Below are 21,022 nucleotides of genomic sequence, written 5' to 3'. Positions count from 1 at the left end.
TTATCGCAGCGCGCCTTTCGCTTTCAGTGCGGCCTCTTTTTCCGGATTGATCCACCACAGATCCAGATAGCCCAGCGAATAAGGCGGCAGGTTTTCCGGGTATTCATACATATCGTAATATGCCACCCAGTGGTCAGCGATGTATCCTACGGGGATCACGAAGAACTCGTACCGCAAAGCGCGATCCAACGCCTTCAACGCCATGTCCTGATCCGCCTGATTGTCGGTATCAAAGGATGCTTCGATGATTGCGTCAACCAGTGGACTGGCCAGTCCGGCCGGGTTGAAAAGACTGAATGCGGCCTCTTCCGACCCGTACATCTGGCTCAACCCGCCACCGGTCGACAAAAAAGACCCGTAACGTGTGGAATAAACCATGTCATAATCCCGCTCGCGGCTGCGCAGCGTGTATTGCGCCGGGTCAACCTTTTCCGCCGACGCATCCACGCCAATGGCTTGCAGGTTCTGGACATAGGTTTCAATCATCGTGGCCGTCGAGGTCGGCAGGTTTGAAGGATAGGGGATATCCACCTTGAGCGTCTGCCCTTCCGCGTTGCGCCGCACGTTGCCATCGCCGACGGGCCACCCGGCCTCGTCCAGCAATTTCGCGGCTTTTCGCAGATTTCTGCGATCGTTCAGGCGCGCGGGGTTTGACTCGTGGACCGTCACGGCAGGTTCTGAAAGAAGGTCCTCGGGCACAACCTCACCCAGCGCTTGAAGAAACGCCAGTTCATCGCCCTCGGGCAGGCCTTGCGCTTCCAGCGGGGTGCCTTGTGTAAAGGAATTGCGCGGTGAATTCAGACCAAACAGCAGGGATTCATTTGCCCATTCGAAATTGAAGGCCAGTGCAAGGGCCTTGCGTACGTTCTTGTCGGAAAACTGCGGTTTTCCGAGGTTGAAGACGAAGCCTGACGGTGTTGGCGGGCTGCCATCCGGTATCTCGTCCCGTACGATCACACCTTCGTTCAGCTTCGGAAAATCATACGCCGTCGCCCAAAGCTTGGGATCGCTTTCAATCCGCAGCGTGTATTCACCGGCCTTGAACCCCTCGAACGCCGCTGTCTGATCGGCGAAATACTCGACGCGAATGGTATCGAAATTGTTGCGACCGACATTGAATGGCAGATCTTTACCCCAATAGTCGTCGCGTCGCTTGTAAACGATACGGCGATTAATGTCATAGCTGTCGAGTTTGTAGGGGCCCGAGCCGACCGCAACTTCCAGACGCGGCTCATCCAGACGCCGGGACTCGTCCGCCTCGAACCATGCTTTCGAAAAGACGGGGGTCGACCCAACGGTCTCGATCAAACTGCGGCGTGTGACTTCCGGATTGAACGTGAACTTGACCGTGTGATCATCCAACGCTTCGGCCCCCGTCACCATGCGGCCCACGGCCTGGGCGTACGAAGGCAGGCCCTGTTCGATGAACAGGCGGTGGCTGTAGACAACATCCTCGGCCGTCACCGGCGTGCCATCCCAAAAGGTTGCTTCGGGTCGCAAATGGAAAATGACGTAGTTGCGCCCTTCATCATATTCCAGACTTTCCGCCAGCACGCCGTAATACTGTCCGACACCGTCATCAGAGCTTTCGAACAGGCGGTCATATTGCAGCGTCGTCAAGGCGCCTGCGCGCCCCTTGCGGGAATAGGGATTCAAGGAATCGAACGTCCCCGAAGCCGCCAAGGACAACTCACCACCTTTGGGCGCATCTGGATTCACGTAATTCAGATGCGGATAGTCAGCAGGGTAATCCAGATTGCCGAAATACGAGTATCCATGACTGCGGGTAACCCCCTCATCCAATGCCAAAGCAGCTTGCGGTGAGAGCAGAACAGCACAAAGCCCGAATATGCCAGCCAATGGCCTGACCTTAAGATCACGTGCAGCAGGCATTAGGGATATCATGGGGCTCATCCTCTGGGTTATTGTAATCTTTTATGTCGCATACGCTAGCTAAAGTGCCAACGCTGACAGTTTCAAGTTTAGAATGCGTGAGCGCTTTGTGAAGTTCCCTTCAGACAAAAAAAAGCCGCTGCGCGGGGCAGCGGCTCTGAACTTCAATGGTCTCTCAGGCAATCAGTTGCCAATTGTCTGCAGATAAGCAATCAAGTCCGCGCGGTCCTGAGGTTTTTTCAAGCCAGCAAAACTCATCGATGTTCCCGAGATATAGGCGCTTGGGCGTTCCAGGAAGGCATCCAGCGCTTCGGGCGTCCAGTTGCCGCCATGGGCCTGCATGCTGGCTGAGTAACCGGTGAAACCTTTTGCCGAGGCAACCGGGCGATCAACTACGCCATACAGGTAAGGGCCGGTTCCATTCGCCCCGTCTTCCAGCTTGTGGCACGCGGTGCACTTGCGGAATACTTTCGCGCCCTTCTCAACGTCAGCGGCGGCCAGCAGATCTTCAAAGACCACTTCTTCGCCGTCGGCGCTTTCGCCCGAGCTTTCGGTTTCGATAATGTAGGCGGCCTCAGCCGAGCCATGGCCACCGGAAGAATAGAGGATGTCAGCCCCCCATTTGGCCAGAAGCAGCACCAGGAAAGTGCCGAACAGGCCAGCGGCGGCCTTCGTAACTGTCATCGTGTCGAACATTGATCGCGTGTCCATTTCAGCTGTCTGCGCAGGTGTCTAAGGCTTCCACTTGCGAGAGGCAAGGTATAGACACCGCGACGAAACGACCAAATCGCGAACTTGTTGCATGGAATCGACCAAATGACCAATCGCATTGCTTTTCAGGGCGAACCCGGCGCCTACAGTCACGAGGCCTGCCGCAACGCACGACCCGAAATGGAGGCCCTGCCCTGCCGCACATTCGAGGATGTGATCGAATCAGTTCGCTCGGGCGCGGCCGATCTGGCGATGCTGCCGGTCGAAAATACGACCTATGGCCGGGTTGCCGATATTCACCGGCTGTTGCCCCATAGCGGGCTTCACATCATCGATGAAGCGTTCGTGCGTGTTCACATCAACCTACTTGGTGTACCCGGCGCAAAACTGGAAGACATCACCGAAGCGCATTCCCATCTGGTGCTGCTGCCGCAATGTTCCAGCTTTCTGAAAGAATACGGTATTCGCGGCCGTGTCAGTCCCGACAATGCCCGCGCCGCGCGCGAAGTGGCCGAAATCGGGGATTTGCATTCCGCCGCTCTGGCCAGCGAGCTTGCGGCTGAAATCTACGACCTGAACGTGCTGGCCCGCCATATCGAGGACAATGACGACAACACGACCCGTTTTCTTGTCATGTCACGAGAGGCGGATCTGTCACGTCGGGGTGAGTATGGAATGATCACCAGCTTCGTGTTTCAGGTCCGCAACATCCCGGCCGCGCTGTACAAGGCCATGGGTGGCTTTGCCACCAACGGGATCAACATGACCAAGCTGGAAAGCTATATGGTCGACGGGTCCTTCACTGCAACGCAGTTTTATGCGGATATCGTTGGACATCCCGAAGACCGCAACGTGCAGCTGGCAATGGACGAGCTGGAACATTTCACGACCAATGTCGAGGTTCTTGGCGTCTACCCTGCGGCCCATCCTCGCGGCTGACAGGTCACGCGAAAGACTGGTTGAATTCCGATTGGCGCAGGTCACTGCGCCATGCCTGAAGAATTGCCTGCACGTTGGCCTCGATGCCGTCCATGGAATCAATTTCGATATCGTAAACTCTGCCAGCGTGGATCATGGTTTGGTCCCGTTGGGCGCTTCCCACCGGACGGTCGCCGCGCAATCGTTCGCGCGCGTTCAACTCGGGAACCGGGCAATGGACAGCCACGAACAGAACATCAAACGGGCGGAAAAGGTCGCGCAAATCTTTGTCCCACCCCGGCGTATCCAGAATATGTTCCAAAATCAGATTGTTGCCCGAGGCCGCGTAGGCAGCCAGCGACTGATGAAACCCATCAAAGACTGCCGATCGGTCGTCGGACCAATCGAACTCGCCACGGCGATAGCGATCCAGCGGCAGAACACCACAATCTCGCAAGTGGTCGATCGAGATATGCCAGAACGGCTTCGCTATCTTCTGTTGCAAAGCCTGTGCGATCGTCGATTTTCCACTGCTTGATGCGCCATGCAGAAAAATGATCTGCGACATCTGCGGTTTCTTTTCCAAGCCTTGCCCAGACCAGCCAGTGGACCCCATTCACGCCCCGTGCAGGTGACGCTGCTCCAGTTCACGCGCAAACTCGCTGAACCGCAGCTGGAATTGCTTGCGGAACTTTGACTGTCCAAGCTTCATGGACTGCAACAGCAACCGCGCGGGCAAGGACTTTGCGGCCAGGGACATCTCGATGCTCAGGCGCGTCCGGCGCGGAGACAGGGCCAGAAAATCAACTGTCGTCAGGCCGGTCATCCCTTTGCTGGCCGCCTCGAACCGCATTTGCGACGGCTTGTCATAGTCCGTCATCACCACCGACATCTGACGCGGCTTTCCACGCAACTTGAATTCGGTTTTCCATTCAGTGCCGGCAACCACCGTCGCATCAGCCTCCAGACGCCGCACGTCGATACCACGACGCATCGCCATACGTTCGAACCTTTCGAAATCCGACACCATGTCGAACACCGAATTGATCGGGGCTTCGATATCTTCGCGCGCTGAAAACTGCATAATGACCTTTGCTGTTTATGGCTTCACCAGTTTTTCCTCAGTCCAGCGTATCCGCAAGCCAGTTCTGAAGCAGAAAATGAGCGATAGCCCCCTTGCGAGCGGGCAACAACCGGGGATGTTCGCCGGCAAATGCCTGCATCATTTCGGATTTGCTGACCCACATCGCCTCTTCGATCTCGACCGGATCGATAACGATGTCGCGCGACAGGGCCTCGCCGGCGCATCCGAACATCAGGGATGCCGGGAACGGCCAGGGCTGGCTGGACAGGTAAGACACCGCGCCAACAGGTACGCCTGCCTCTTCCATCACCTCGCGACGCACCGCCGCTTCGAGCGTTTCGCCGGGTTCGACAAATCCCGCCAGCAAGGAAAACATGCCCTCGGGCCAACCCGGAGACCGTCCCATAAGCACATTGTCCCCATGCGTAATCAACATGATCACAACCGGATCCGTGCGCGGAAAATGTTGCCCGCCGCATGACGGGCAACTGCGCTGCCATCCCCCTTGCGACATATCGCTGGCTGCGCCGCAGCGGGCGCAGAAGCGATGTGTTTCGTGCCAACCGACAACCGCCTTGGCCGATGCGGCCAGTTCGGCATCACGAGGCGACAATCGCGCCATGATCCGGCGAAGCTCGGCAAAAACATGCCCTTCAGGCAAATCCGGGTGATGCTGTTCGGATCTGTCCACGAACTCTCCCAGGCCGGTCAGATCCAATCCCTCTGCCCCCCAGGCCGAGATATCCGCGGCAAACAGGGGTGCGCCCTCTGCGCTCAGGCCCAGAAAAACCGGTGCTTCGATCACGCCGCCGGGGCCATCGCTGACCAAAGGGTGAGTCATCTGCGTCAGGGCAAGCTGATCCAGCGCCGCGCCCACGACCAAAAGCTTGCCTCGCCACAGCAATATGCATCGCGCAGCGGGGTCGAGCGCCATCTCGGCCAGCTTCTCTGAATCCCCACGAAGATGCGCTGCCCGATTCAGACCCGAGCCACCGAAAGTCACCTGCTCTGCGTTTTTCATTGGAATTCCTTCTGGTCTTGCGCACAGGGCTGCCATGTCTCAGGCCCTGTTGCAATGGCAATTCAAGACGCAAAACGCACAGACGCGCCGCCGAAAAGCCGCATGGCGGCCTCGGAAAAATCATCTAGACTGCGCTTTGATGATTTTAGCCCATTACCACATTCAAAAGCAGAACAAAAAAAGTGAAGCAAAACCCATCGACGCAGGTTCAACCCACAAAAGACCGTGGGCGTATTCGTATTCTTGCCACCTCCGACCTGCACATGCATCTGACCGGTTTTGACTATTACGCGGACACACCGGACCCGACGCTTGGGCTGACACGCACCGCCAGCCTGATCCGCAAGGCCCGACACGAGGCCACAGACGCGCTGGTGCTGATGTTCGACAACGGGGATTCGCTCCAGGGAACGCCGATGGGCGAATGGGCCATTTGGAACGACAATCCCCACCCGATGATGCAGGCATTCAAGGCGCTGGACTATGATGCGATTGGTCTGGGCAACCATGATTTCGGGTTCGGGCTGCCGACATTGGACAAGACCCTTGCACAAGCCCCGTGCCCGGTTCTGTGCGGCAATCTTTATCGATCCGGAGAACACCAATCATGGCAGCGTTTTGCGATCCTCGACCGTATCGTTAGGGTGGGAAACAAGGATATACCCATTCGCGTCGGCGTGTTTTCGGTTCTGCCACCGCAGACAACACGTTGGGAAGAACACAATCTAAACGAAACCGTAGAGGCGGACGACATCGTTGTCGCGGCACGGTCCCTGACGCGTGTCTTGCGCGAAAAGGGGTGCGATCTGATCGTGGCGCTCGCCCATTCCGGGCTTGGACACCCGGACGCAGCGACCGACACTGAAAATGCGGTTATTCCCCTGGCCGCGATCGAGGGCATCGACGCTGTTGTCGCCGGGCACACTCACCTGACCCTTCCCGCACGCACCGGCGCGCAAACCCCGAATGTGGATTACGTGAAAGGGCTGGTGCATGAAACGCCGGTTGTCATGCCCGGCTCGGCAGGCGCATATCTTGGAGTAATCGATCTGGCCGTTACCCCACAACCCCAGTCGGGGCTGCGCGTCGTCGACAGCCACGCCGAATTGCGCCCGGTTTCGGTGGGCGGCACCGCGATTGGCGAAGATTTGGAAATCGCGCATCTGGTTGAACCCGCACATCAGCAGACCCGTCAGGACATGGCCGCGCCCGTTGCACGCGTTTCGGACACATTGCACAGCTATTTCAGCTTCTGTGCGCCGGATCGTGGGTTGGCGCTTGTGGCCGCCGCACAGGCGGCCGCGTTGCGCCCTTTTTTACACGGCACCACGCTTGCAGAGCTGCCGCTGTTGTCAGCCGCGTCACCGGCCAAATGCGGCGGACGCTCTGGCCCCCGGCACTATACGGACGTGCCGCCCGGTGAAATCTGTCTGCGTCACGTGGCGGACCTGCATGTCTTTCCCAACGAGTTGCGCGCGGCTCAGATCACGGGCGCGCAGCTGCTGGAGTGGTTGGAGATGTCAGCCAGCGCATTCAACCAACAATTCCCCGACGCCGAGGCAGAGCTGTTCGACCGGGATCGGGCGGGATACAATTTCGATGTCATCTTTGGCCTGTCCTATCAGATCGACCCGTCGCAACCGGCGCGTTACGATGTCGGGGGGCAAATGATCCATCCCGGCCACAGGCGGGTGCATCATCTGACTTGCGCAGGCCAGGCCGTGCAACCCGATCAGGCATTTGTCGTTGCGCTCGATAATTATCGCGCAAGCGGGGGCGGACATTTCCCGCATGTGTCATCGGCCCCGGCCATCGATCTGCCCCCGCTGGATATCCGGGACATTTTGCGGGATTACATGACGCACCGCCTGCCACCCGACCCATTGGCCCGACAACCTTATCCGTTCTCTCTGATGCCGAAATCGGGGGTGACGACCATTCTTCGGACCGGTCCCGGTGCTTTCAAGTATGTCGACGAATTGAACAGGTTTGCCCCCAAGATTCTGGAGCCTGACGAAAACGGTTTTGCACGCATTCGGCTGACGCTCTGACGGGTTGTCTTTTGCCGAAGCCTTCCCTATATCCAGAGTCGAGAGGTTGGCGCGGGCGAGCGCCTCGCCAACCTGGTCAGGTCCGGAAGGAAGCAGCCACAACGAGCCCCGCTTGGGTCGATGTCCAACCTCTCACTTTACGAACCTTGGCCGCAGGAGGGCTTTATGATTGTAGCAAAGACCCTTCGGGCAGCACGGTTCTGACCTCACGGTATCGACTGACTGCCTGAACACATGACCCGGGGATGAGCGATCGCCATCCGTCGGGAGTGCTGTTTCTGACGACAGGCAAACCAATGTTTCTTGCACTTTCGGACCTTGGATGGTCCTCTCACTTTGCTGCGCAACACGCGGCTTATCCTTCCTGCACACCTTTTCGCATCACTTCCGTTCATCGGGACCGCCTGATCGGGCTGAACCCTGACGGCGAAGTCCCGTTGCTGACCCCCGATCAAACGACCGGCAGCTATGCTGTTGGCGATTGGGTTCTCGTCGATGACGACAAACGCGTGCGCCATTTGCTCGACCGGCGCAGCCTGCTGCATCGACGCGCCGCCGGTACAGGCCCCGCAATGCAACTGATCGCAGCCAATGTCGATGTGCTGTTCATCGTCAGCTCGTGCAATGCCGATTTCAACCTGCCCCGGCTGGAACGATATCTGGCGCTTGCGTATCAGGCCGGGTGTTACCCGGTCGTCGTTCTGACAAAGGCCGACAAATCGGCGGACCCTGACAGTTTCTCGGGACAGGTGCAATCACTGGACCCGTTCCTGACGGTTCTGGCGATCAACGCGCTGGACCCGGCAGAGGTTGAAAAGGTTCTGTCCTGGTGCCCCAAAAGCCAGACCGGGGCGCTGGTTGGCTCGTCGGGCGTTGGCAAGACGACACTTGCCAATACCATGACCGATCAGGATCTTGCCACCTCGGACATTCGCGAGGATGACGCGCGGGGCCGGCACACGACGACCGCGCGCGCATTGCACCGGATGCGCAACGGCGGCTGGTTGATCGATACACCCGGAATGCGCGCATTGCGCCTGCTGGACGCTCGGGACGGGATCGACGACGTTTTCTCGGACCTTACCGAGTTGAGCCGGGACTGCCGTTTTTCGGATTGCCAGCACAGCTCCGAGCCCGGATGTGCCGTGCAAAAGGCGATCAGCCACGGCACGCTTGATCCGGCTCGATTGGACCGGTGGCGCAAGCTTCGGCGCGAAGATCAGCGCAATTCTGAAACCGTCGCGCAGTCCCGGGCGCGGGACAAAGCGTTCGGCAAGATGGTCCGTGGCGTCATGAAGGAAAAGAAACTTCGCACCCGGTGATTGTTGGACGGTGCCCGGCCCGTCCTGCGCCGCGTCTGATCAGGCGATCAGTCGCGGCCAAACCGCTGCATTGCGCCGGGCAAATGCTCCGATATGACCCACCTCGGGCAACCCGAAATCGGCGGGGCTCAGCAGGTGGCGGTTGGCATCGGGGCCGTAAAGATCCGCAAGCCGCCAAACCGCTTCCGGCGGCACCATCTGGTCGTCCTCGAAGGTGAACAAATCCACGGGCGTTCCAGAATCCTTCCACTGCGCCGCAGGTAACTCATGCCCGATTTCAGGCACATAATTCAAAGGCGCGGTACACCATTTGCGCCACTGCCAATAGACCGATGCCGGCAGATCCGAGCCGAACCCGATCGCCTTTCCGGGAAGGTAGCCAAGGGCTCGGGCCAAAAGCGGCGCATGACCATACCAGAACAATCCTGCCAAACCCCGATAGGGCCATGGATGGTCGCTTAGGGTTACCAGCCCCGAACACACACAGATCATCCGGTCAATCAGATCGATATCCGGCTGCACAGGCCCCAACATCGCGCCGATCGAATGGCCGATGGTCCAATGCTGCGAATTGGGAAACCGTCTGCGCATTTCCGCCCGTGCCGCGGGCATGTCGATCAAGGCCCAATCCGCCATGGTCGCACGCGAATCTTTCAGGCGGCCGGTCAAGGAATGCCCGTAATCGCGATAGTCATAGGTCAGGCAGGCCATACCCTGCTCGGCAGCAAGCCATCGTGCGAAATGACGGTAATAATCGCGCGGCACACCCGTTGCACTGTTCAGAACGACGACGATTTCGGGCGAAGTCAGCGGGCTGTACAACCGGGCAGACAGTGTTTTCTGCCCGGACGGAAAGCGAAACTCTTCGGTCAATACCGTTTGCTCTGTGTCCAACATGTTCTCTGGCTTTGCGCTTGGTAAATCCGGTTTCAGAACCTCAACACCCTCGACACTATGCATGAACCAACACCGTATCCAGCATGACCAAGCGTCCGGCCAAAAGATCGGCTTGACTCGGTGCGTACTCAAACGCTAGCGGTTGTGTGATGGTTTCCGGCCTCCACAAGGGGTCGGGATGAAAAGGGAACACGGTGCGGTAATGTCTGGTCATGCAGGCAACAACCAAATCCGCGACTGCCCCCGCAACTGTAAGCGGTAAGCGATGCCGAAACACCACTGGCCCCGACGGCTGGGAAGGTCGGCAAAGCGATGACCCGCAAGTCAGGAGACCTGCCATCGGAAACGAAACCGAAACTCGGGCGGGGTGTCCGGGCAGGTCCTGACGGCATCACGCTGTTCCACCTGTCCCAAATATCCTGTCCACCAAGCGCGGAGGGCGCAGGATGATCTGGAAGACAAAAACACATGAATTCAGTGCAACGGTATGTCAGCGGACGGGCAAAACCTGCCCCGCTTTGGCGCGGCTGGCGCGCTCGATATCCGAAGCCATGGCCCAGGCGACCTCGGCCACCAGTGACGATTTCGAGATTGAGGGCAGCAGCGAGCTGTCACATTGCACCGAAGGATGTCATGCAATTTTCCGCGCGCGATCAGACAGCATTCGTGTCTTTTGCGGGACGCAGCCCGAAACCGCGATTGAGCCGCTGAACGGCTATGCCGACCTGATCTTCGGAAACACGGTCAGTGCGATGCCATCCGGCGTCGTGAAAACCCCACCCTGCGCGATGATCGAAGTTTCCACGATCCGGCCGCGAAAACCTGTTTGCGCGCCCGCGCAGATTTCAATCTGAATCCAGACTGACCTGTGCCTGGGCGCGCCGAGAGGCCCAGGCCATTTGCGCATCCGTTTCGACGGCGCAAGGGCGCACCGCCCGCAATCGTTGCAGCGCCGTGTCCGCGCGTTCGCCGCATTCGACCATCAGCCGCAGGACAACCATACCTGACCTGCCACATCCCCCGCGGCAGTGCACCAATACGCGACCTCCGCCGGACAGCGCATGCCGGGCCGCGGCGCTGACGGACGGCCACGCGTCATCGATCGCTTTTGTCGGCGCTCCGAAATCTTCGATGGGCAGGTGAACCCATCGGCTGGCGCGGCTTTGAATATCGCTGCCAAATTCCTGCGCCCCGTCCTGAAGCATTTCGACATCCGTCGTCATCGAAACAACAAGCCCCGGCTGCCACGCAGCGATCATGTCCAGGTCGCTGGAGTAATCTCCGCCGCGTCCGGGCATCGAGGTCAGTGCCAGCGTTCCGCCACCGACTTGCAGGGCGTAGATCACCAACTGCGACATGAATCCTGTCCTCCCCAAAAAACTCTTTACAAAAATGAGCCATTAAATCCGCTGATGCAGTTTAGTGCGAAAGCGACTCGTTTCTAAATCAAAAATCATCGCGCCACGCTGTGGACGCGGGCAACGGTGGCCACTACGCTGTGCCCAAGCACCGAATCCCAACGAGAAGACATGACAGACAGCTCCAGCCCCGCCTATCAGGTTCTCGCCCGCAAATATCGCCCGGAAACCTTTGCCGATCTGGTGGGTCAGGATGCCATGGTGCGCACCCTGAAAAACGCGTTCGCGGCCGACCGGATCGCGCAGGCCTTCATCATGACCGGCATTCGCGGCACCGGCAAAACCACGACCGCAAGGATCATCGCCAAGGGGATGAACTGCATCGGACCCGACGGAACCGGTGGCCCCACAACCGAGCCCTGCGGTCAGTGCGAACATTGTGTTGCCATCATGGAAGGCCGCCATGTCGACGTGATGGAGATGGACGCCGCCAGCCGTACGGGCGTCAACGACATCCGCGAGATCATTGACAGTGTCCGCTATCGCGCCGCCAGCGCGCGTTACAAGATTTACATCATCGACGAGGTTCATATGCTCTCGACCAGCGCGTTCAACGCGCTGCTCAAGACGTTGGAAGAACCGCCCGCGCATGTGAAGTTCATCTTTGCAACCACTGAAATCCGCAAAGTGCCTGTCACCGTGCTGTCCCGCTGCCAGCGTTTCGACCTGCGCCGGATCGAACCCGAAGACATGATTGGCCTGCTGCGCAAGATCGCCGAAGCGGAAAACGCCCAGATCGCCGAAGACGCGCTGGCGCTGATCACCCGAGCAGCGGAAGGATCGGCCCGGGATGCGACCTCGTTGCTGGATCAGGCGATTTCGCACGGGGCTGGCGAGACGACCGCCGATCAGGTCCGTGCAATGCTTGGACTGGCAGACCGTGGCCGGGTTCTGGACCTTATGGATATGATCCTGCGCGGTGATGCCGCCGGAGCACTTACCGAGTTGAGCGGCCAATACGCCGAAGGCGCAGACCCGCTGGCGGTGCTGCGCGATCTGGCCGAGATCACGCATTGGGTGTCCGTAGTGAAGATCACGCCTGACGCGGCGCAGGACCCGACGATTTCTCCGGACGAACGGACCCGGGGCCAACACATGGCCGAGGCTCTGCCGATGCGGGTTCTGACCCGGATGTGGCAAATGCTGCTGAAGGCGCTCGAGGAAGTCTCGGCTGCCCCCAACGCCATGATGGCCGCTGAAATGGCCGTTATTCGCCTGACCCATGTGGCGGATTTGCCCAGCCCCGAAGAGCTGATCAAACGGTTGCAAGATGCCCCGCCACCGCCGCCGGGCGGGCCCAATGGCGGCGTTTCGATATCTCGACCGGGCACCGGTCCGGCGCCGGCTGGCGCGGCCCATCCACCTGCCTATGCGCCGTCCCCTCGCGGTTCCGGTGGCGCACCGGTTGCAGCCCTGGCGCAGGATGCCCAGACGGCTCTTGCCCGGTACCCGACCTTCGACCACGTGGTGGAACTGATCCGGACCAATCGCGACGTGAAGTTGCTGGTCGAGGTGGAAAACGGCGTGCGCCTCGTCTCCTATCAACCCGGACGAATCGAATTTACGCCCGCCGCCCAGGCACCGGCAGATCTGGCGCCACGACTGGGCTCAGCCTTGCAACGCTGGACAGGAAATCGGTGGGCTGTCTCGATCGTCTCGGACGGAGAAGCCCCCACAATTGCAGAAATACGGGACGAGGCCGAGCTGGCACTGAAATCCGAGGCCGAAAAACACCCGTTGGTGCAGGCGGTACTGGCGCAATTTCCAAAGGCGAAAATCACCAGGATCGAAACGCCGGAGCAACGCGCCGCCAAGGTCGAGACCGAAGCGCTTCCCGAGGTGGAAGACGAGTGGGACCCGTTCGAGGAAGACTAACCCCGCCGCCCGTCACCCCCTGTTTCAAACGAAGCTGAACGAAGTTTCAATCGAACACATCCGCCTGCATGTCTCAGATCGTTTGTTGCGACACCGGCCAGCGGTAGGCGGCCCGTGACACTTCTGATCCGGATGCCGCGTAGCCATTCGAACCACGCCCAGATTTTCTTTGCCCTGTGTGATCAGTCTCGGCAGCAGGCCATATGCGCGCCAAGGACGATCTAGGCTTTTCGGACCTGCAGGCGAATATGGCGTCGCAGACGGGCGGCACGATCCTGCTGACGCCTGCGCCGATCAACATGTCGGCCGGAACGATAGAGCCTCCGACCGGCGGGAGAACCCTTGTGCCATGTGGCTGCTGCCCGTATCTAGAGCGCAAACGGAGACACAGGAGAATACTATGCTGAAAGGACTCGGCGGGCTTGGCGGTCTGGGCGACATGGCCAAGATGATGAAATCCGCGCAGGACCTGCAAACCAAGATGACCGAGATGCAGGAAGAGCTGAACAACATGATGGTTGTCGGCGAATCCGGTGCAGGCCTGGTCAAGGCAACGGCGACCGCCAAGGGTGAACTCAAAGGTCTGGATATCGACCCGTCCATCTTCAACGGCGATGACAAGGAAGTGGTCGAAGACCTGATCCTGGCCGCCATCAAGGATGCGCAGACCAAGGCAACCGAACGTTCTCAGGAAGAAATGGCCAAGCTGACCGAAAGCATGGGCTTGCCCGCAGACATCAAGCTGCCGTTCTGAGCTTCATCTTTTCTGAAATACTCCCGCCGGAGGCTCCCTCCGGCGCAAGACAGGATTGGCCATGAGTTCGAACAGCGACATCGACAACCTGATCGACCTGATGGCCAAACTGCCGGGCCTGGGCCCGCGCTCGGCCCGCCGCGCGGTGCTGCACCTGATCCGAAAACGCGCCCTGCTGCTGACGCCCCTGTCTGATGCCATGCAGCAGGTCGCGATCACGGCCCGCGAGTGCCTGAATTGCGGCAACGTGGGCACCACTGACATCTGCGACATCTGCAACGATGAGGCCCGCGCAACCGGCGAGTTGTGCGTGGTCGAAGACGTCGCCGACCTCTGGGCGATGGAGCGTGCCGGAGTGTTCAAAGGCCGCTATCACGTTCTGGGCGGCACACTGTCGGCGCTGGACGGGGTCGGCCCCGACGAGTTGCGCATTCCCCGCCTCAAGGACCGGGTTGTGGCCGAAGGGATTTCCGAGGTCATCCTGGCGCTGAACGCCACCGTCGATGGCCAGACCACCGCCCATTACATCGCCGATCAGCTTGAGGGGCAGGTCCGCCTGACTTCGCTGGCGCAGGGTGTGCCGATTGGCGGAGAACTGGATTATCTGGACGACGGGACGATCACGGCCGCGCTGCGGGCGCGGAAGGAAATCTAGCTAACCTCAGAGGATCGGGGCGATAACCGCGCCATCGCCCCAGCACGTATCGACGCGGGCCTACGGGCTTCAGGTATATGCGCCAGACGAGTAGGTCAGCTCATACGAGTGGCTGTAGATTTCGAATACGATACCAAAGGGGTCTTCAACATAGACCATTCGGTAAGGCTTTTCTCCGGGATAGTAGTGCCGTATCGGCATCCTCTGCTTTCCACCAGCCTGCACAATCTTTTCGACCAGACCTTCGACGTCAGGGTCCTGAATGCAAAAGTGAAACGTGCCATTTCTGCGGAAATCGATGTTGTTTTCAGGCTCGTAATTCCCGTCAAACTCGAAGAGTTCAATTCCAATCCTGTCCGCTGTCGCGAGATGTGCGATACGCAGTTTCCTCCAGTCCGGGCCAAAGACATCCGTGCACATAACGCCAATATCCGAGTCATCCTCGACCACGTCGGTGGGCGGCATGATGACGTAAAAACCCAAGACCTCGGAATAGAACTTCACGGCTTCGTCCACGTTTGGAACGGACAACCCGATATGTGAAAAAGTCCTTGGAAACTGAGACATAGAAGGCTCCTTAATCTGCTAAGACGTAAAACTATTGGACAGCGTTTAGTTTTCAAGTTGCTTCCCATGCCTTCATAGCAGGGTTCACCCCGCTGCATGGGTCATGACCCGGAGACAAAATACTCGCTACAAAGCAAAAGGGGCTTTGCCTTCCGTGCGCGCGTAGTAGAATGCCTCGGACTTGATCCCTTTGATTGGAATACGTTATGGCCCGCCTTCTCGCCCTCGCCTTCGCCACGTTCACTGCAACCGCCGCCCTGTCGCAGGACCTTGTGGACAAGGGCTTTGTCGAAGGTTGGAACATCATGATGGACCCAGCGCTTGGCAACGGGTGCTTGATCCAGACGGTGTATCAGGATCTCTCGGTGGTGCGGCTGGGCTATGATGCGCTGGGCAATCGTGGGTATTTCGCCGTGTACAACAAGGCATGGGGCGACATTAAACAGGGTGAGAGTTATCCGATCCGCTTTGATCTGGACGGCAAAAGCTATGATGCGACGGCCATCGGGTTCAACGAACGCGACGTGCCGGGCGCAACCGTGTTTTTCACCGACCGGAGCTTTGTGAACGCCATCGCTCAGAACAAAACGATGACCGTCTACAATCCGGCAGGTGAAGTGGTGATGGCCATCGATCTGAAAGGCACCGCCAAGGCGCTGGACTATGCGCGGGACTGCCAGAACAAAAAGCTTTAACGAATCGGATCGAACAGGGCGTCCTTGGCGGTGCAGTCACGGATCACGCCGCGGCCACAGGGTACGGGATCAAGATCGCGGGACAGGCACAGGCGGACCTCTTCGATATAGCCCTGTTTGCAGGTGATCGTGATCATGTCGCGCTTCAACTCAGGGTTGGCCTTCAGGAATGCCTCCTCGACCACCGAAGCCGGCAGTTTGACGGATGAATCCAGCTTGCGGAACACCTCAGGGCGCTTGACCGCTTCATAAGCCCGCCGGGACAAGGCAAAGTAGTCGGATGCCGACAATCCCGAGCATGTGCCGTGTTTCTTCCATTGATGCCAAGCAAGGCCGGAACTTCCCTGAATATCCTCCATTTCCCGCGTCATGCGTCGCGAAGGTGGGCTTTCGGGGGTACGACAGTAGGACGGCCAGCCCTGATGGAACTGTGGCCATAACCCGTGCAGTATCCAGCCGTGATCATGCCGATCGTCACATTGATCCGAGCCGCGCGCGTCACCTTCGCGGGCGCACCAGTTGGGCGACCAGCTGAGCGACAGCACGTAGTAATCGAACTCGCCCGCCTTTTCGCCCTCGGCCAGCGCAGCGACCGCGCTCAAGACCCACAAAACCAGCCCCGTAATCCCTTGGCGCATTCGCCTCTTCCCTTCTTGCCTTTGCGCGACTATATACGGGCGAAGTTCCCCGACAACGGAAACCTGCCCCAAAACCAAGGGGCCGCCGAATTCCGGCGACGGGACAGATGTATGCATAGGAGACGGGCTGATGGCAAAACCGCTTATGGCCAAGGCAACCGCCGTATGGCTGGTGGACAACACCACGATCAGCTTCAAGCAGATCGCGGATTTCGTAGGAATGCACGAGTTGGAAGTGCAGGGTATCGCTGATGGCGACGTCGCCGCCGGCGTCAAGGGCTTTGACCCAATCGCCAACAACCAGCTGACCCAGGAAGAAATCGACGCGGCACAGAACAACCCGCTTCACAAGCTGAAGCTCAAGTTCAACCCATCGGCCGCCGGCGAGGAAAAGCGCCGGGGTCCGCGCTACACGCCGCTTTCGAAACGCCAGGACCGTCCGAACTCGATCCTGTGGCTGGTCAAGTTCCACCCGGAACTCAGCGACGGCCAGATTGCCAAGCTGGTGGGCACCACCAAGCCCACCATCCAGTCGATCCGCGAACGCACGCACTGGAACATCGCCAACATGCAGCCGATTGATCCGGTTGCTCTGGGTCTGTGCAAACAGTCCGAACTGGACACGGCCGTACAGAAAGCGGCGGCCAAGAAGGCAGCTGAAGGCGGCGTGATGAGCGATGACGAACGTCGCAAGCTGGTATCGACCGAGCAGTCGCTGGAAATGGACGCAGCGCCGAAAATCCCGACCGCAATTGAAGGTCTGGAAACCTTCTCGCTGTCCGACGAGCCGTCGGAAGAGAAAGAAGATGAACCGATCATCGACGCAGACAGCTTTTTCAACCTGCCCAAGGGTGGGGCGGATGACGAAGACGAAGACGATCTTCGCCCGTAACGCGCAAACAGCCTCGGCCATTTCGGCTGGGGCTTTTTTCACGGACTTGCCATGCTGAACGTTCTATCTGCGGTATTTGGCCCGCACCGCGCCGTCACGATTTATGCCTTTCTGAAAACGTGGGGGCTTGGTCTGGCCGGCGGCGTTGTCATGATTGCCATCGTCACGACATTGTTTCTGCTGGGGGATGAAGGCGAACACGAGCATGAGGCGTTTCTGATCGTCCCGGTTCTGTCTGCAACTCCGGTGAACGGAGATCTGAAGAACGGCGTCGTGGCATCGGTCCGCTTGCCGGATGGGTCCGCCACATCGATTACGTCCACAGATGCGCAGATTTCGCAGACAGTGGGAACGACGGCCTGTGTCGAAAAACGCGTTTACGTCGAAAGCGGAGAAGCCCGATACCGGTTCAAACTGCCACGTCTGTGCGACGGTAGTTGATCGACGGAACCGAACGGATAAAAGCCGCCCGATGTGACACCGGGCGGCTTTTGCGTTCATACCAATTGAAAGATGATACCAGCCACGATTGCGCCACCGACCCCCAGGGTCAGATAGGTTGCAAAGACACGTGGTTTGACCAACGACCAGACTGCAGCCATCGCCGGGATGGAACTGACGGCACCGGCAACCATGAACGACATGGCCGCACCCTCTGTCATACCTTGCTCCATCAACCCTGCCAGCAAAGGCGGCGCCACGTAGGAGTTCAGGTATGCCGGCATACCCACCAGCGCAGCAACGATGATCGGCAGCACGCCTTCTCCGCCAACCAAGCCTGCGATCAGGTCGGCGGGGACATAGTTGACCAAGAGCGCCTCAAGCACATAGGCCAGCGCCAGCCATTTCAACAGGAACAGACCGTTGTGCACGAATTCCGAACGGAACCGGACGCGGCGCTCGGGCTCCTGCCAGAATTTCCAGACCGGTTTGTCATCCGTTTTCGGACCACATCCGCAGCACCCGGCGGGCTTGTATTCGCGCAAGGGCTGGGCAAACGCGCCGTTGCGCATCAGCAACCGAACCGCGAACCCACCGAACAGGCCAAGCGCAACAGCCGCAACAGCCTTGCCGATGGCAAAGGGCCAACCCAGCGCACCGGCGGTAATCAAAAGCGTCGGCGGATCGATCAAGGGTGAGCTGAGCCAAAACGCCATGACTGCGGACAACGGCGCACCAAGGGCCAGAAGACCCGCAATAAAGGGGATAACCTCGCAAGAACAGAACGGTGCAAGACCACCGAACAAGGCAGCCAGAAAGATCATCCGGGTTTCGCGCCCCTCAAAGGCACGCGCCACCATCACCTCGGCGCCGGTCGCCTTGAGGTAAGACAGCAGAAGCACTGCAAACAGAATATACTGCCCTGTATGCGCCAGAGCCTTGGCTGCAAATGTCACCACTTCGGGCAAGTTTCCGGGATCCAGGATTGCCACCGCCGCAAGAATGACGACGATCAGCGTCCAGGGTGTCTTGATCAGGTCCAGCGCCACTTTGGCAGTCATGCGCGGGTTCTGTGTCAAATCAGCCATCGTTCGCAGCCTTTCCAACTTCGTCAGCGCAGCACTCGCTGAGAATGAATTGCGCCAGATTTCTCAATTCGTCGTAATTGGCGCGGTTGATCGTGGTTCGACCGACCTTTTCCTGTTCGACCACCCCACCGGCCGCAAGAAACCGCAGGTGATGGGCCAGGGTCGACGGGGCAATCCCCGTCCGATCTTGTATCTCGCCAACGGTCAATCCGGCTTTGCCAGCCCGGACCAGCGTCTTGAGGACTTTCAGCCGAGCTTCAGAGCCCATGGCAGAAAATCCGGCAGCAGCAGCTTCCCACATCTTTTATCTCTATTAAACTAGATTTCTGGCTATTTAGTCCGAAGGAACTCTCCGGTCAACCCAGCTGACAAAATTTCGTGACTGCGGTGTAAGTCCAGATTGCCCCGGCCTTAAGTCCACCCTATAAGCAGGCATGGGGATTTCGGTCGATACATTCTTTCTTGAGCTCAATGGTCAGGGCACATTGCAGGCCCAGATCCAGCAGATGATTGCCGAAGGCATCTTGTCCGGTCGCTTTCACGTCGGAGAAAAACTCCCTTCGTCACGCAAACTGGCCGCGCATCTGGGTGTCAGCCGAATAACGGTGACTTTGGCCTACACCGAACTTTTGGCCAATGACTATCTGACGGCCAAGGGGCGGTCCGGGTATTACGTTTCGCAAAACGCACCTGTCCCCCCCAAGTATTCGCCTGTCCAGCGCGGCACCGAATCCGTTGACTGGGACAAGGCGCTGGCGCGCCGCTTTCTGGACAGTGACGTTCTGCCAAAACCCAGCGACTGGCGAGAGTACCGTTATCCGTTCATCTACGGGCAGGCTGACCGAACCTTGTTTGACCACGCCAACTGGAGGTTATGCGCCGTCCGCGCGTTGGGACACAAGGATTTCGATTCGCTGACCGGAGATTACGTGGATCAGGATGATCCGTTGTTGATCGAATTTATTGCCCGTCACACTCTACCACGCCGTGGCATCGCAGCCCGCCCCGAAGAGATCCTGATCACTCTGGGCGCGCAGAACGCGCTCTGGCTGGCATCGCGCATTTTGCTGACCCACAATCGCACGGCCGTCATAGAAGACCCATGTTACTATGCGCTGCGAAGCCTTCTGAACCATTGGGATTGCGCGGTCACGCCCTTGAGCGTGGACCGGGACGGGCTGCCTCCCGAGGCGATTCCCGACGAAGCGGACGTCATCTTTACCACCCCCAGCCATCAAAGCCCGACAACCGCGACGATGCCGATCGACCGCCGCAACCAGTTGCTGGACCGAGCACGCGATCTGGATGCGATGGTCGTCGAGGATGACTATGAGTTTGAAATGGCCTTCCGAGGCGCACCTTCGCCGGCGCTGAAATCCATGGATCGGGATGGGCGCGTGATTTATGTCGGCAGTTTTTCCAAGTCGCTGTTTCCAGGATTGCGACTTGGATACATGGTCGGCTCAGAACCCTTTATCCGCGAGGCACGCGCGCTGCGCTCGTTGGTTCTGCGCCACCCACCAGGCCACATTCAGCGCACGGCGGCGTATTTCCTGTCGCTTGGCCACTACGACGCGCAAATTCGGCGTATGTCGAAGGCCTTGCAAGAACGGCGCGACGCGATGGACAAAGCCATCGCGGAAAGTGGGCTGACTGTCGCTGGACGGGGTGTGATCGGCGGCTCTTCAATGTGGATGTCAGCCCCTGAACATGTCGACACAACTCAACTGGCATTAAGGCTGCAAAACCAGAGTGTTCACATTGAGCCGGGCGCACCGTTCTTCTCGGGGCCGGACAGGCCACAAAATTTCTATCGCTTGGGCTATTCCTCAATTCCAACAGACCGCATCGCGCCCGGCGTGAAACTGATCGCCGACGCAATTCGGGCCGTTTGAGCCTCATCTGGACCTAATCCGGCTTTCGTTTTGGCCCTAACGCAGGTCGCACCCTTGCGCCAAAACCATATCAAACGCCGGGCACAGTGCCCGGTTTCACTCACTCTTGGTTGGAGAGCACTCAGATGAAGATGACGACGGAAGAGGCGTTTGTTAAGGTTTTGCAGATGCACGGGATTGAGCATGCGTTCGGGATCATTGGATCTG

At 58.8% G+C, this 21,022-nt stretch carries 23 protein-coding genes, 1 other RNA gene and 1 riboswitch; of the genes, 13 read left to right on the top strand and 11 right to left on the bottom strand.

Features of this window, described 5'->3' with window-relative positions; all coding sequences use genetic code 11:
- Positions 1–1,905: an extracellular solute-binding protein gene (locus ACR0C6_RS19430; RefSeq protein WP_171207020.1), complete on the bottom strand. Its 1,905-nt coding sequence runs from the start codon at positions 1,903–1,905 to the stop codon at positions 1–3.
- Positions 1,906–2,076: 171 nt separating this feature from the next.
- Positions 2,077–2,589, bottom strand: coding sequence for a c-type cytochrome (locus ACR0C6_RS19425; protein ID WP_152459925.1), 513 nt, complete (start codon positions 2,587–2,589; stop codon positions 2,077–2,079).
- Between the two features lie 120 nt (positions 2,590–2,709).
- Between ACR0C6_RS19425 and ACR0C6_RS19420 the strand changes: the two genes are divergently transcribed.
- Positions 2,710–3,543: a prephenate dehydratase gene (locus tag ACR0C6_RS19420; RefSeq protein WP_480447607.1), complete on the top strand. Its 834-nt coding sequence runs from the start codon at positions 2,710–2,712 to the stop codon at positions 3,541–3,543.
- Between the two features lie 4 nt (positions 3,544–3,547).
- Here the strand turns inward: ACR0C6_RS19420 and ACR0C6_RS19415 are convergent, their stop codons facing one another.
- Genes ACR0C6_RS19415 through nudC form a run of 3 tightly spaced genes read right to left on the bottom strand, consistent with a single transcriptional unit; the run spans position 3,548 to position 5,627 of the window.
- A complete protein-coding gene (locus ACR0C6_RS19415) occupies positions 3,548–4,090 on the bottom strand; it encodes a chloramphenicol phosphotransferase CPT family protein (RefSeq protein WP_480447606.1) in 543 nt (180 codons plus the stop codon).
- A 48-nt stretch (positions 4,091–4,138) separates the two neighbouring features.
- The gene (locus ACR0C6_RS19410; RefSeq protein WP_480447605.1) at positions 4,139–4,606 is read right to left on the bottom strand and encodes an SRPBCC family protein; all 468 of its coding nucleotides are present in this window, start codon (positions 4,604–4,606) and stop codon (positions 4,139–4,141) included.
- A 37-nt stretch (positions 4,607–4,643) separates the two neighbouring features.
- Positions 4,644–5,627, bottom strand: a complete 984-nt coding sequence (gene nudC, locus ACR0C6_RS19405; protein WP_480447604.1) for an NAD(+) diphosphatase — start codon at positions 5,625–5,627, stop codon at positions 4,644–4,646.
- A gap of 54 nt (positions 5,628–5,681) precedes the next feature.
- On the opposite strand from nudC, the gene ACR0C6_RS19400 reads away from it, so the two are divergent.
- From ACR0C6_RS19400 to rsgA, 4 genes are all read left to right on the top strand, one after another.
- On the top strand, positions 5,682–5,813 hold the full coding sequence (locus ACR0C6_RS19400) for a hypothetical protein (protein WP_301282686.1): 132 nt from the start codon (positions 5,682–5,684) through the stop codon (positions 5,811–5,813).
- Positions 5,810–7,678 carry a bifunctional 2',3'-cyclic-nucleotide 2'-phosphodiesterase/3'-nucleotidase gene (locus tag ACR0C6_RS19395; RefSeq protein ID WP_480620729.1) on the top strand — a complete coding sequence of 623 codons (1,869 nt, stop codon included), beginning with the start codon at positions 5,810–5,812 and terminating at the stop codon, positions 7,676–7,678. Before ACR0C6_RS19400 ends, ACR0C6_RS19395 begins: the two co-directional genes overlap by 4 nt.
- 39 nt (positions 7,679–7,717) lie before the next feature.
- Positions 7,718–7,816, top strand: an RNA gene (gene ffs, locus ACR0C6_RS19390) — signal recognition particle sRNA small type.
- A 158-nt stretch (positions 7,817–7,974) separates the two neighbouring features.
- Entirely contained in the window at positions 7,975–9,000 is a 1,026-nt protein-coding gene (gene rsgA, locus ACR0C6_RS19385) for a ribosome small subunit-dependent GTPase A (RefSeq protein WP_480620727.1), read from the top strand.
- 39 nt (positions 9,001–9,039) lie between these two features.
- Here the strand turns inward: rsgA and ACR0C6_RS19380 are convergent, their stop codons facing one another.
- Positions 9,040–9,897 carry an alpha/beta hydrolase family protein gene (locus ACR0C6_RS19380; RefSeq protein WP_480620725.1) on the bottom strand — a complete coding sequence of 286 codons (858 nt, stop codon included), beginning with the start codon at positions 9,895–9,897 and terminating at the stop codon, positions 9,040–9,042.
- 133 nt (positions 9,898–10,030) lie between these two features.
- Positions 10,031–10,252, top strand: a riboswitch (cobalamin riboswitch).
- 91 nt (positions 10,253–10,343) lie between these two features.
- Between ACR0C6_RS19380 and ACR0C6_RS19375 the strand changes: the two genes are divergently transcribed.
- Positions 10,344–10,751 carry a hypothetical protein gene (locus tag ACR0C6_RS19375; RefSeq protein WP_480447600.1) on the top strand — a complete coding sequence of 136 codons (408 nt, stop codon included), beginning with the start codon at positions 10,344–10,346 and terminating at the stop codon, positions 10,749–10,751.
- Here ACR0C6_RS19375 and ACR0C6_RS19370 read toward each other — a convergent pair.
- On the bottom strand, positions 10,743–11,255 hold the full coding sequence (locus tag ACR0C6_RS19370; protein WP_480447598.1) for a protein-tyrosine phosphatase family protein: 513 nt from the start codon (positions 11,253–11,255) through the stop codon (positions 10,743–10,745). The genes ACR0C6_RS19375 and ACR0C6_RS19370 overlap by 9 nt on opposite strands.
- Positions 11,256–11,426: 171 nt before the next feature.
- On the opposite strand from ACR0C6_RS19370, the gene ACR0C6_RS19365 reads away from it, so the two are divergent.
- From ACR0C6_RS19365 to recR, 3 genes are all read left to right on the top strand, one after another.
- Entirely contained in the window at positions 11,427–13,190 is a 1,764-nt protein-coding gene (locus tag ACR0C6_RS19365) for a DNA polymerase III subunit gamma/tau (protein WP_480620723.1), read from the top strand.
- Between the two features lie 400 nt (positions 13,191–13,590).
- A complete protein-coding gene (locus ACR0C6_RS19360) occupies positions 13,591–13,944 on the top strand; it encodes a YbaB/EbfC family nucleoid-associated protein (protein WP_152459206.1) in 354 nt (117 codons plus the stop codon).
- Positions 13,945–14,005: 61 nt separating this feature from the next.
- Positions 14,006–14,599 (top strand): recombination mediator RecR, encoded by a 594-nt coding sequence (gene recR / locus ACR0C6_RS19355; protein WP_152459207.1) that lies wholly within the window; start codon positions 14,006–14,008, stop codon positions 14,597–14,599.
- A 69-nt stretch (positions 14,600–14,668) separates the two neighbouring features.
- Here recR and ACR0C6_RS19350 read toward each other — a convergent pair whose 3' ends face one another.
- Positions 14,669–15,166 carry a lactoylglutathione lyase family protein gene (locus tag ACR0C6_RS19350; RefSeq protein ID WP_152459208.1) on the bottom strand — a complete coding sequence of 166 codons (498 nt, stop codon included), beginning with the start codon at positions 15,164–15,166 and terminating at the stop codon, positions 14,669–14,671.
- Between the two features lie 206 nt (positions 15,167–15,372).
- On the opposite strand from ACR0C6_RS19350, the gene ACR0C6_RS19345 reads away from it, so the two are divergent.
- Positions 15,373–15,861 carry a hypothetical protein gene (locus ACR0C6_RS19345; RefSeq protein WP_152459209.1) on the top strand — a complete coding sequence of 163 codons (489 nt, stop codon included), beginning with the start codon at positions 15,373–15,375 and terminating at the stop codon, positions 15,859–15,861.
- Here ACR0C6_RS19345 and ACR0C6_RS19340 read toward each other — a convergent pair.
- The gene (locus ACR0C6_RS19340) at positions 15,858–16,499 is read right to left on the bottom strand and encodes a ribonuclease T2 family protein (protein ID WP_480447595.1); all 642 of its coding nucleotides are present in this window, start codon (positions 16,497–16,499) and stop codon (positions 15,858–15,860) included. The genes ACR0C6_RS19345 and ACR0C6_RS19340 overlap by 4 nt on opposite strands.
- Positions 16,500–16,629: 130 nt before the next feature.
- Here ACR0C6_RS19340 and ACR0C6_RS19335 point away from each other — a divergent pair, with 130 nt between their 5' ends.
- On the top strand, positions 16,630–17,391 hold the full coding sequence (locus ACR0C6_RS19335; protein ID WP_152459211.1) for a DUF1013 domain-containing protein: 762 nt from the start codon (positions 16,630–16,632) through the stop codon (positions 17,389–17,391).
- 51 nt (positions 17,392–17,442) lie between these two features.
- Complete coding sequence (locus tag ACR0C6_RS19330; RefSeq protein WP_171331869.1) at positions 17,443–17,832, top strand: hypothetical protein; 390 nt, start codon at positions 17,443–17,445, stop codon at positions 17,830–17,832.
- Between the two features lie 56 nt (positions 17,833–17,888).
- On the opposite strand, the gene ACR0C6_RS19325 is transcribed toward ACR0C6_RS19330, so the two are convergent.
- Together ACR0C6_RS19325 and ACR0C6_RS19320 are read right to left on the bottom strand one after the other, a co-directional pair.
- Positions 17,889–18,920, bottom strand: coding sequence for a permease (locus ACR0C6_RS19325; protein WP_480620719.1), 1,032 nt, complete (start codon positions 18,918–18,920; stop codon positions 17,889–17,891).
- Positions 18,913–19,221 (bottom strand): ArsR/SmtB family transcription factor, encoded by a 309-nt coding sequence (locus ACR0C6_RS19320; protein ID WP_171207031.1) that lies wholly within the window; start codon positions 19,219–19,221, stop codon positions 18,913–18,915. The genes ACR0C6_RS19325 and ACR0C6_RS19320 overlap by 8 nt, the downstream gene beginning before the upstream one ends.
- A gap of 133 nt (positions 19,222–19,354) precedes the next feature.
- Here ACR0C6_RS19320 and pdxR point away from each other — a divergent pair, with 133 nt between their 5' ends.
- Positions 19,355–20,815, top strand: coding sequence for a MocR-like pyridoxine biosynthesis transcription factor PdxR (gene pdxR / locus ACR0C6_RS19315; protein WP_480620718.1), 1,461 nt, complete (start codon positions 19,355–19,357; stop codon positions 20,813–20,815).
- The last annotated feature ends 207 nt before the right edge of the window (positions 20,816–21,022 follow it).

The sequence above is a fragment of the Ruegeria sp. AL12 genome (assembly GCF_056540885.1).
This window is presented reverse-complemented; position numbering and strand designations above follow the sequence as displayed.

What these genes read in the sequence shown, in the direction of transcription:
- ACR0C6_RS19430 (WP_171207020.1), bottom strand. Translation starts at nt 1,905, where the DNA reads ATGATATCCCTAATGCCTGCTGCACGTGATCTTAAGGTCAGGCCATTG.
- ACR0C6_RS19425 (WP_152459925.1), bottom strand. Translation starts at nt 2,589, where the DNA reads ATGTTCGACACGATGACAGTTACGAAGGCCGCCGCTGGCCTGTTCGGC.
- ACR0C6_RS19420 (WP_480447607.1), top strand. Translation starts at nt 2,710, where the DNA reads ATGACCAATCGCATTGCTTTTCAGGGCGAACCCGGCGCCTACAGTCAC.
- ACR0C6_RS19415 (WP_480447606.1), bottom strand. Translation starts at nt 4,090, where the DNA reads ATGTCGCAGATCATTTTTCTGCATGGCGCATCAAGCAGTGGAAAATCG.
- ACR0C6_RS19410 (WP_480447605.1), bottom strand. Translation starts at nt 4,606, where the DNA reads ATGCAGTTTTCAGCGCGCGAAGATATCGAAGCCCCGATCAATTCGGTG.
- nudC (WP_480447604.1), bottom strand. Translation starts at nt 5,627, where the DNA reads ATGAAAAACGCAGAGCAGGTGACTTTCGGTGGCTCGGGTCTGAATCGG.
- ACR0C6_RS19400 (WP_301282686.1), top strand. Translation starts at nt 5,682, where the DNA reads ATGGCAATTCAAGACGCAAAACGCACAGACGCGCCGCCGAAAAGCCGC.
- rsgA (WP_480620727.1), top strand. Translation starts at nt 7,975, where the DNA reads ATGTTTCTTGCACTTTCGGACCTTGGATGGTCCTCTCACTTTGCTGCG.
- ACR0C6_RS19380 (WP_480620725.1), bottom strand. Translation starts at nt 9,897, where the DNA reads ATGTTGGACACAGAGCAAACGGTATTGACCGAAGAGTTTCGCTTTCCG.
- ACR0C6_RS19375 (WP_480447600.1), top strand. Translation starts at nt 10,344, where the DNA reads ATGATCTGGAAGACAAAAACACATGAATTCAGTGCAACGGTATGTCAG.
- ACR0C6_RS19370 (WP_480447598.1), bottom strand. Translation starts at nt 11,255, where the DNA reads ATGTCGCAGTTGGTGATCTACGCCCTGCAAGTCGGTGGCGGAACGCTG.
- ACR0C6_RS19365 (WP_480620723.1), top strand. Translation starts at nt 11,427, where the DNA reads ATGACAGACAGCTCCAGCCCCGCCTATCAGGTTCTCGCCCGCAAATAT.
- ACR0C6_RS19360 (WP_152459206.1), top strand. Translation starts at nt 13,591, where the DNA reads ATGCTGAAAGGACTCGGCGGGCTTGGCGGTCTGGGCGACATGGCCAAG.
- recR (WP_152459207.1), top strand. Translation starts at nt 14,006, where the DNA reads ATGAGTTCGAACAGCGACATCGACAACCTGATCGACCTGATGGCCAAA.
- ACR0C6_RS19350 (WP_152459208.1), bottom strand. Translation starts at nt 15,166, where the DNA reads ATGTCTCAGTTTCCAAGGACTTTTTCACATATCGGGTTGTCCGTTCCA.
- ACR0C6_RS19345 (WP_152459209.1), top strand. Translation starts at nt 15,373, where the DNA reads ATGGCCCGCCTTCTCGCCCTCGCCTTCGCCACGTTCACTGCAACCGCC.
- ACR0C6_RS19340 (WP_480447595.1), bottom strand. Translation starts at nt 16,499, where the DNA reads ATGCGCCAAGGGATTACGGGGCTGGTTTTGTGGGTCTTGAGCGCGGTC.
- ACR0C6_RS19335 (WP_152459211.1), top strand. Translation starts at nt 16,630, where the DNA reads ATGGCAAAACCGCTTATGGCCAAGGCAACCGCCGTATGGCTGGTGGAC.
- ACR0C6_RS19330 (WP_171331869.1), top strand. Translation starts at nt 17,443, where the DNA reads ATGCTGAACGTTCTATCTGCGGTATTTGGCCCGCACCGCGCCGTCACG.
- ACR0C6_RS19325 (WP_480620719.1), bottom strand. Translation starts at nt 18,920, where the DNA reads ATGGCTGATTTGACACAGAACCCGCGCATGACTGCCAAAGTGGCGCTG.
- ACR0C6_RS19320 (WP_171207031.1), bottom strand. Translation starts at nt 19,221, where the DNA reads ATGTGGGAAGCTGCTGCTGCCGGATTTTCTGCCATGGGCTCTGAAGCT.
- pdxR (WP_480620718.1), top strand. Translation starts at nt 19,355, where the DNA reads ATGGGGATTTCGGTCGATACATTCTTTCTTGAGCTCAATGGTCAGGGC.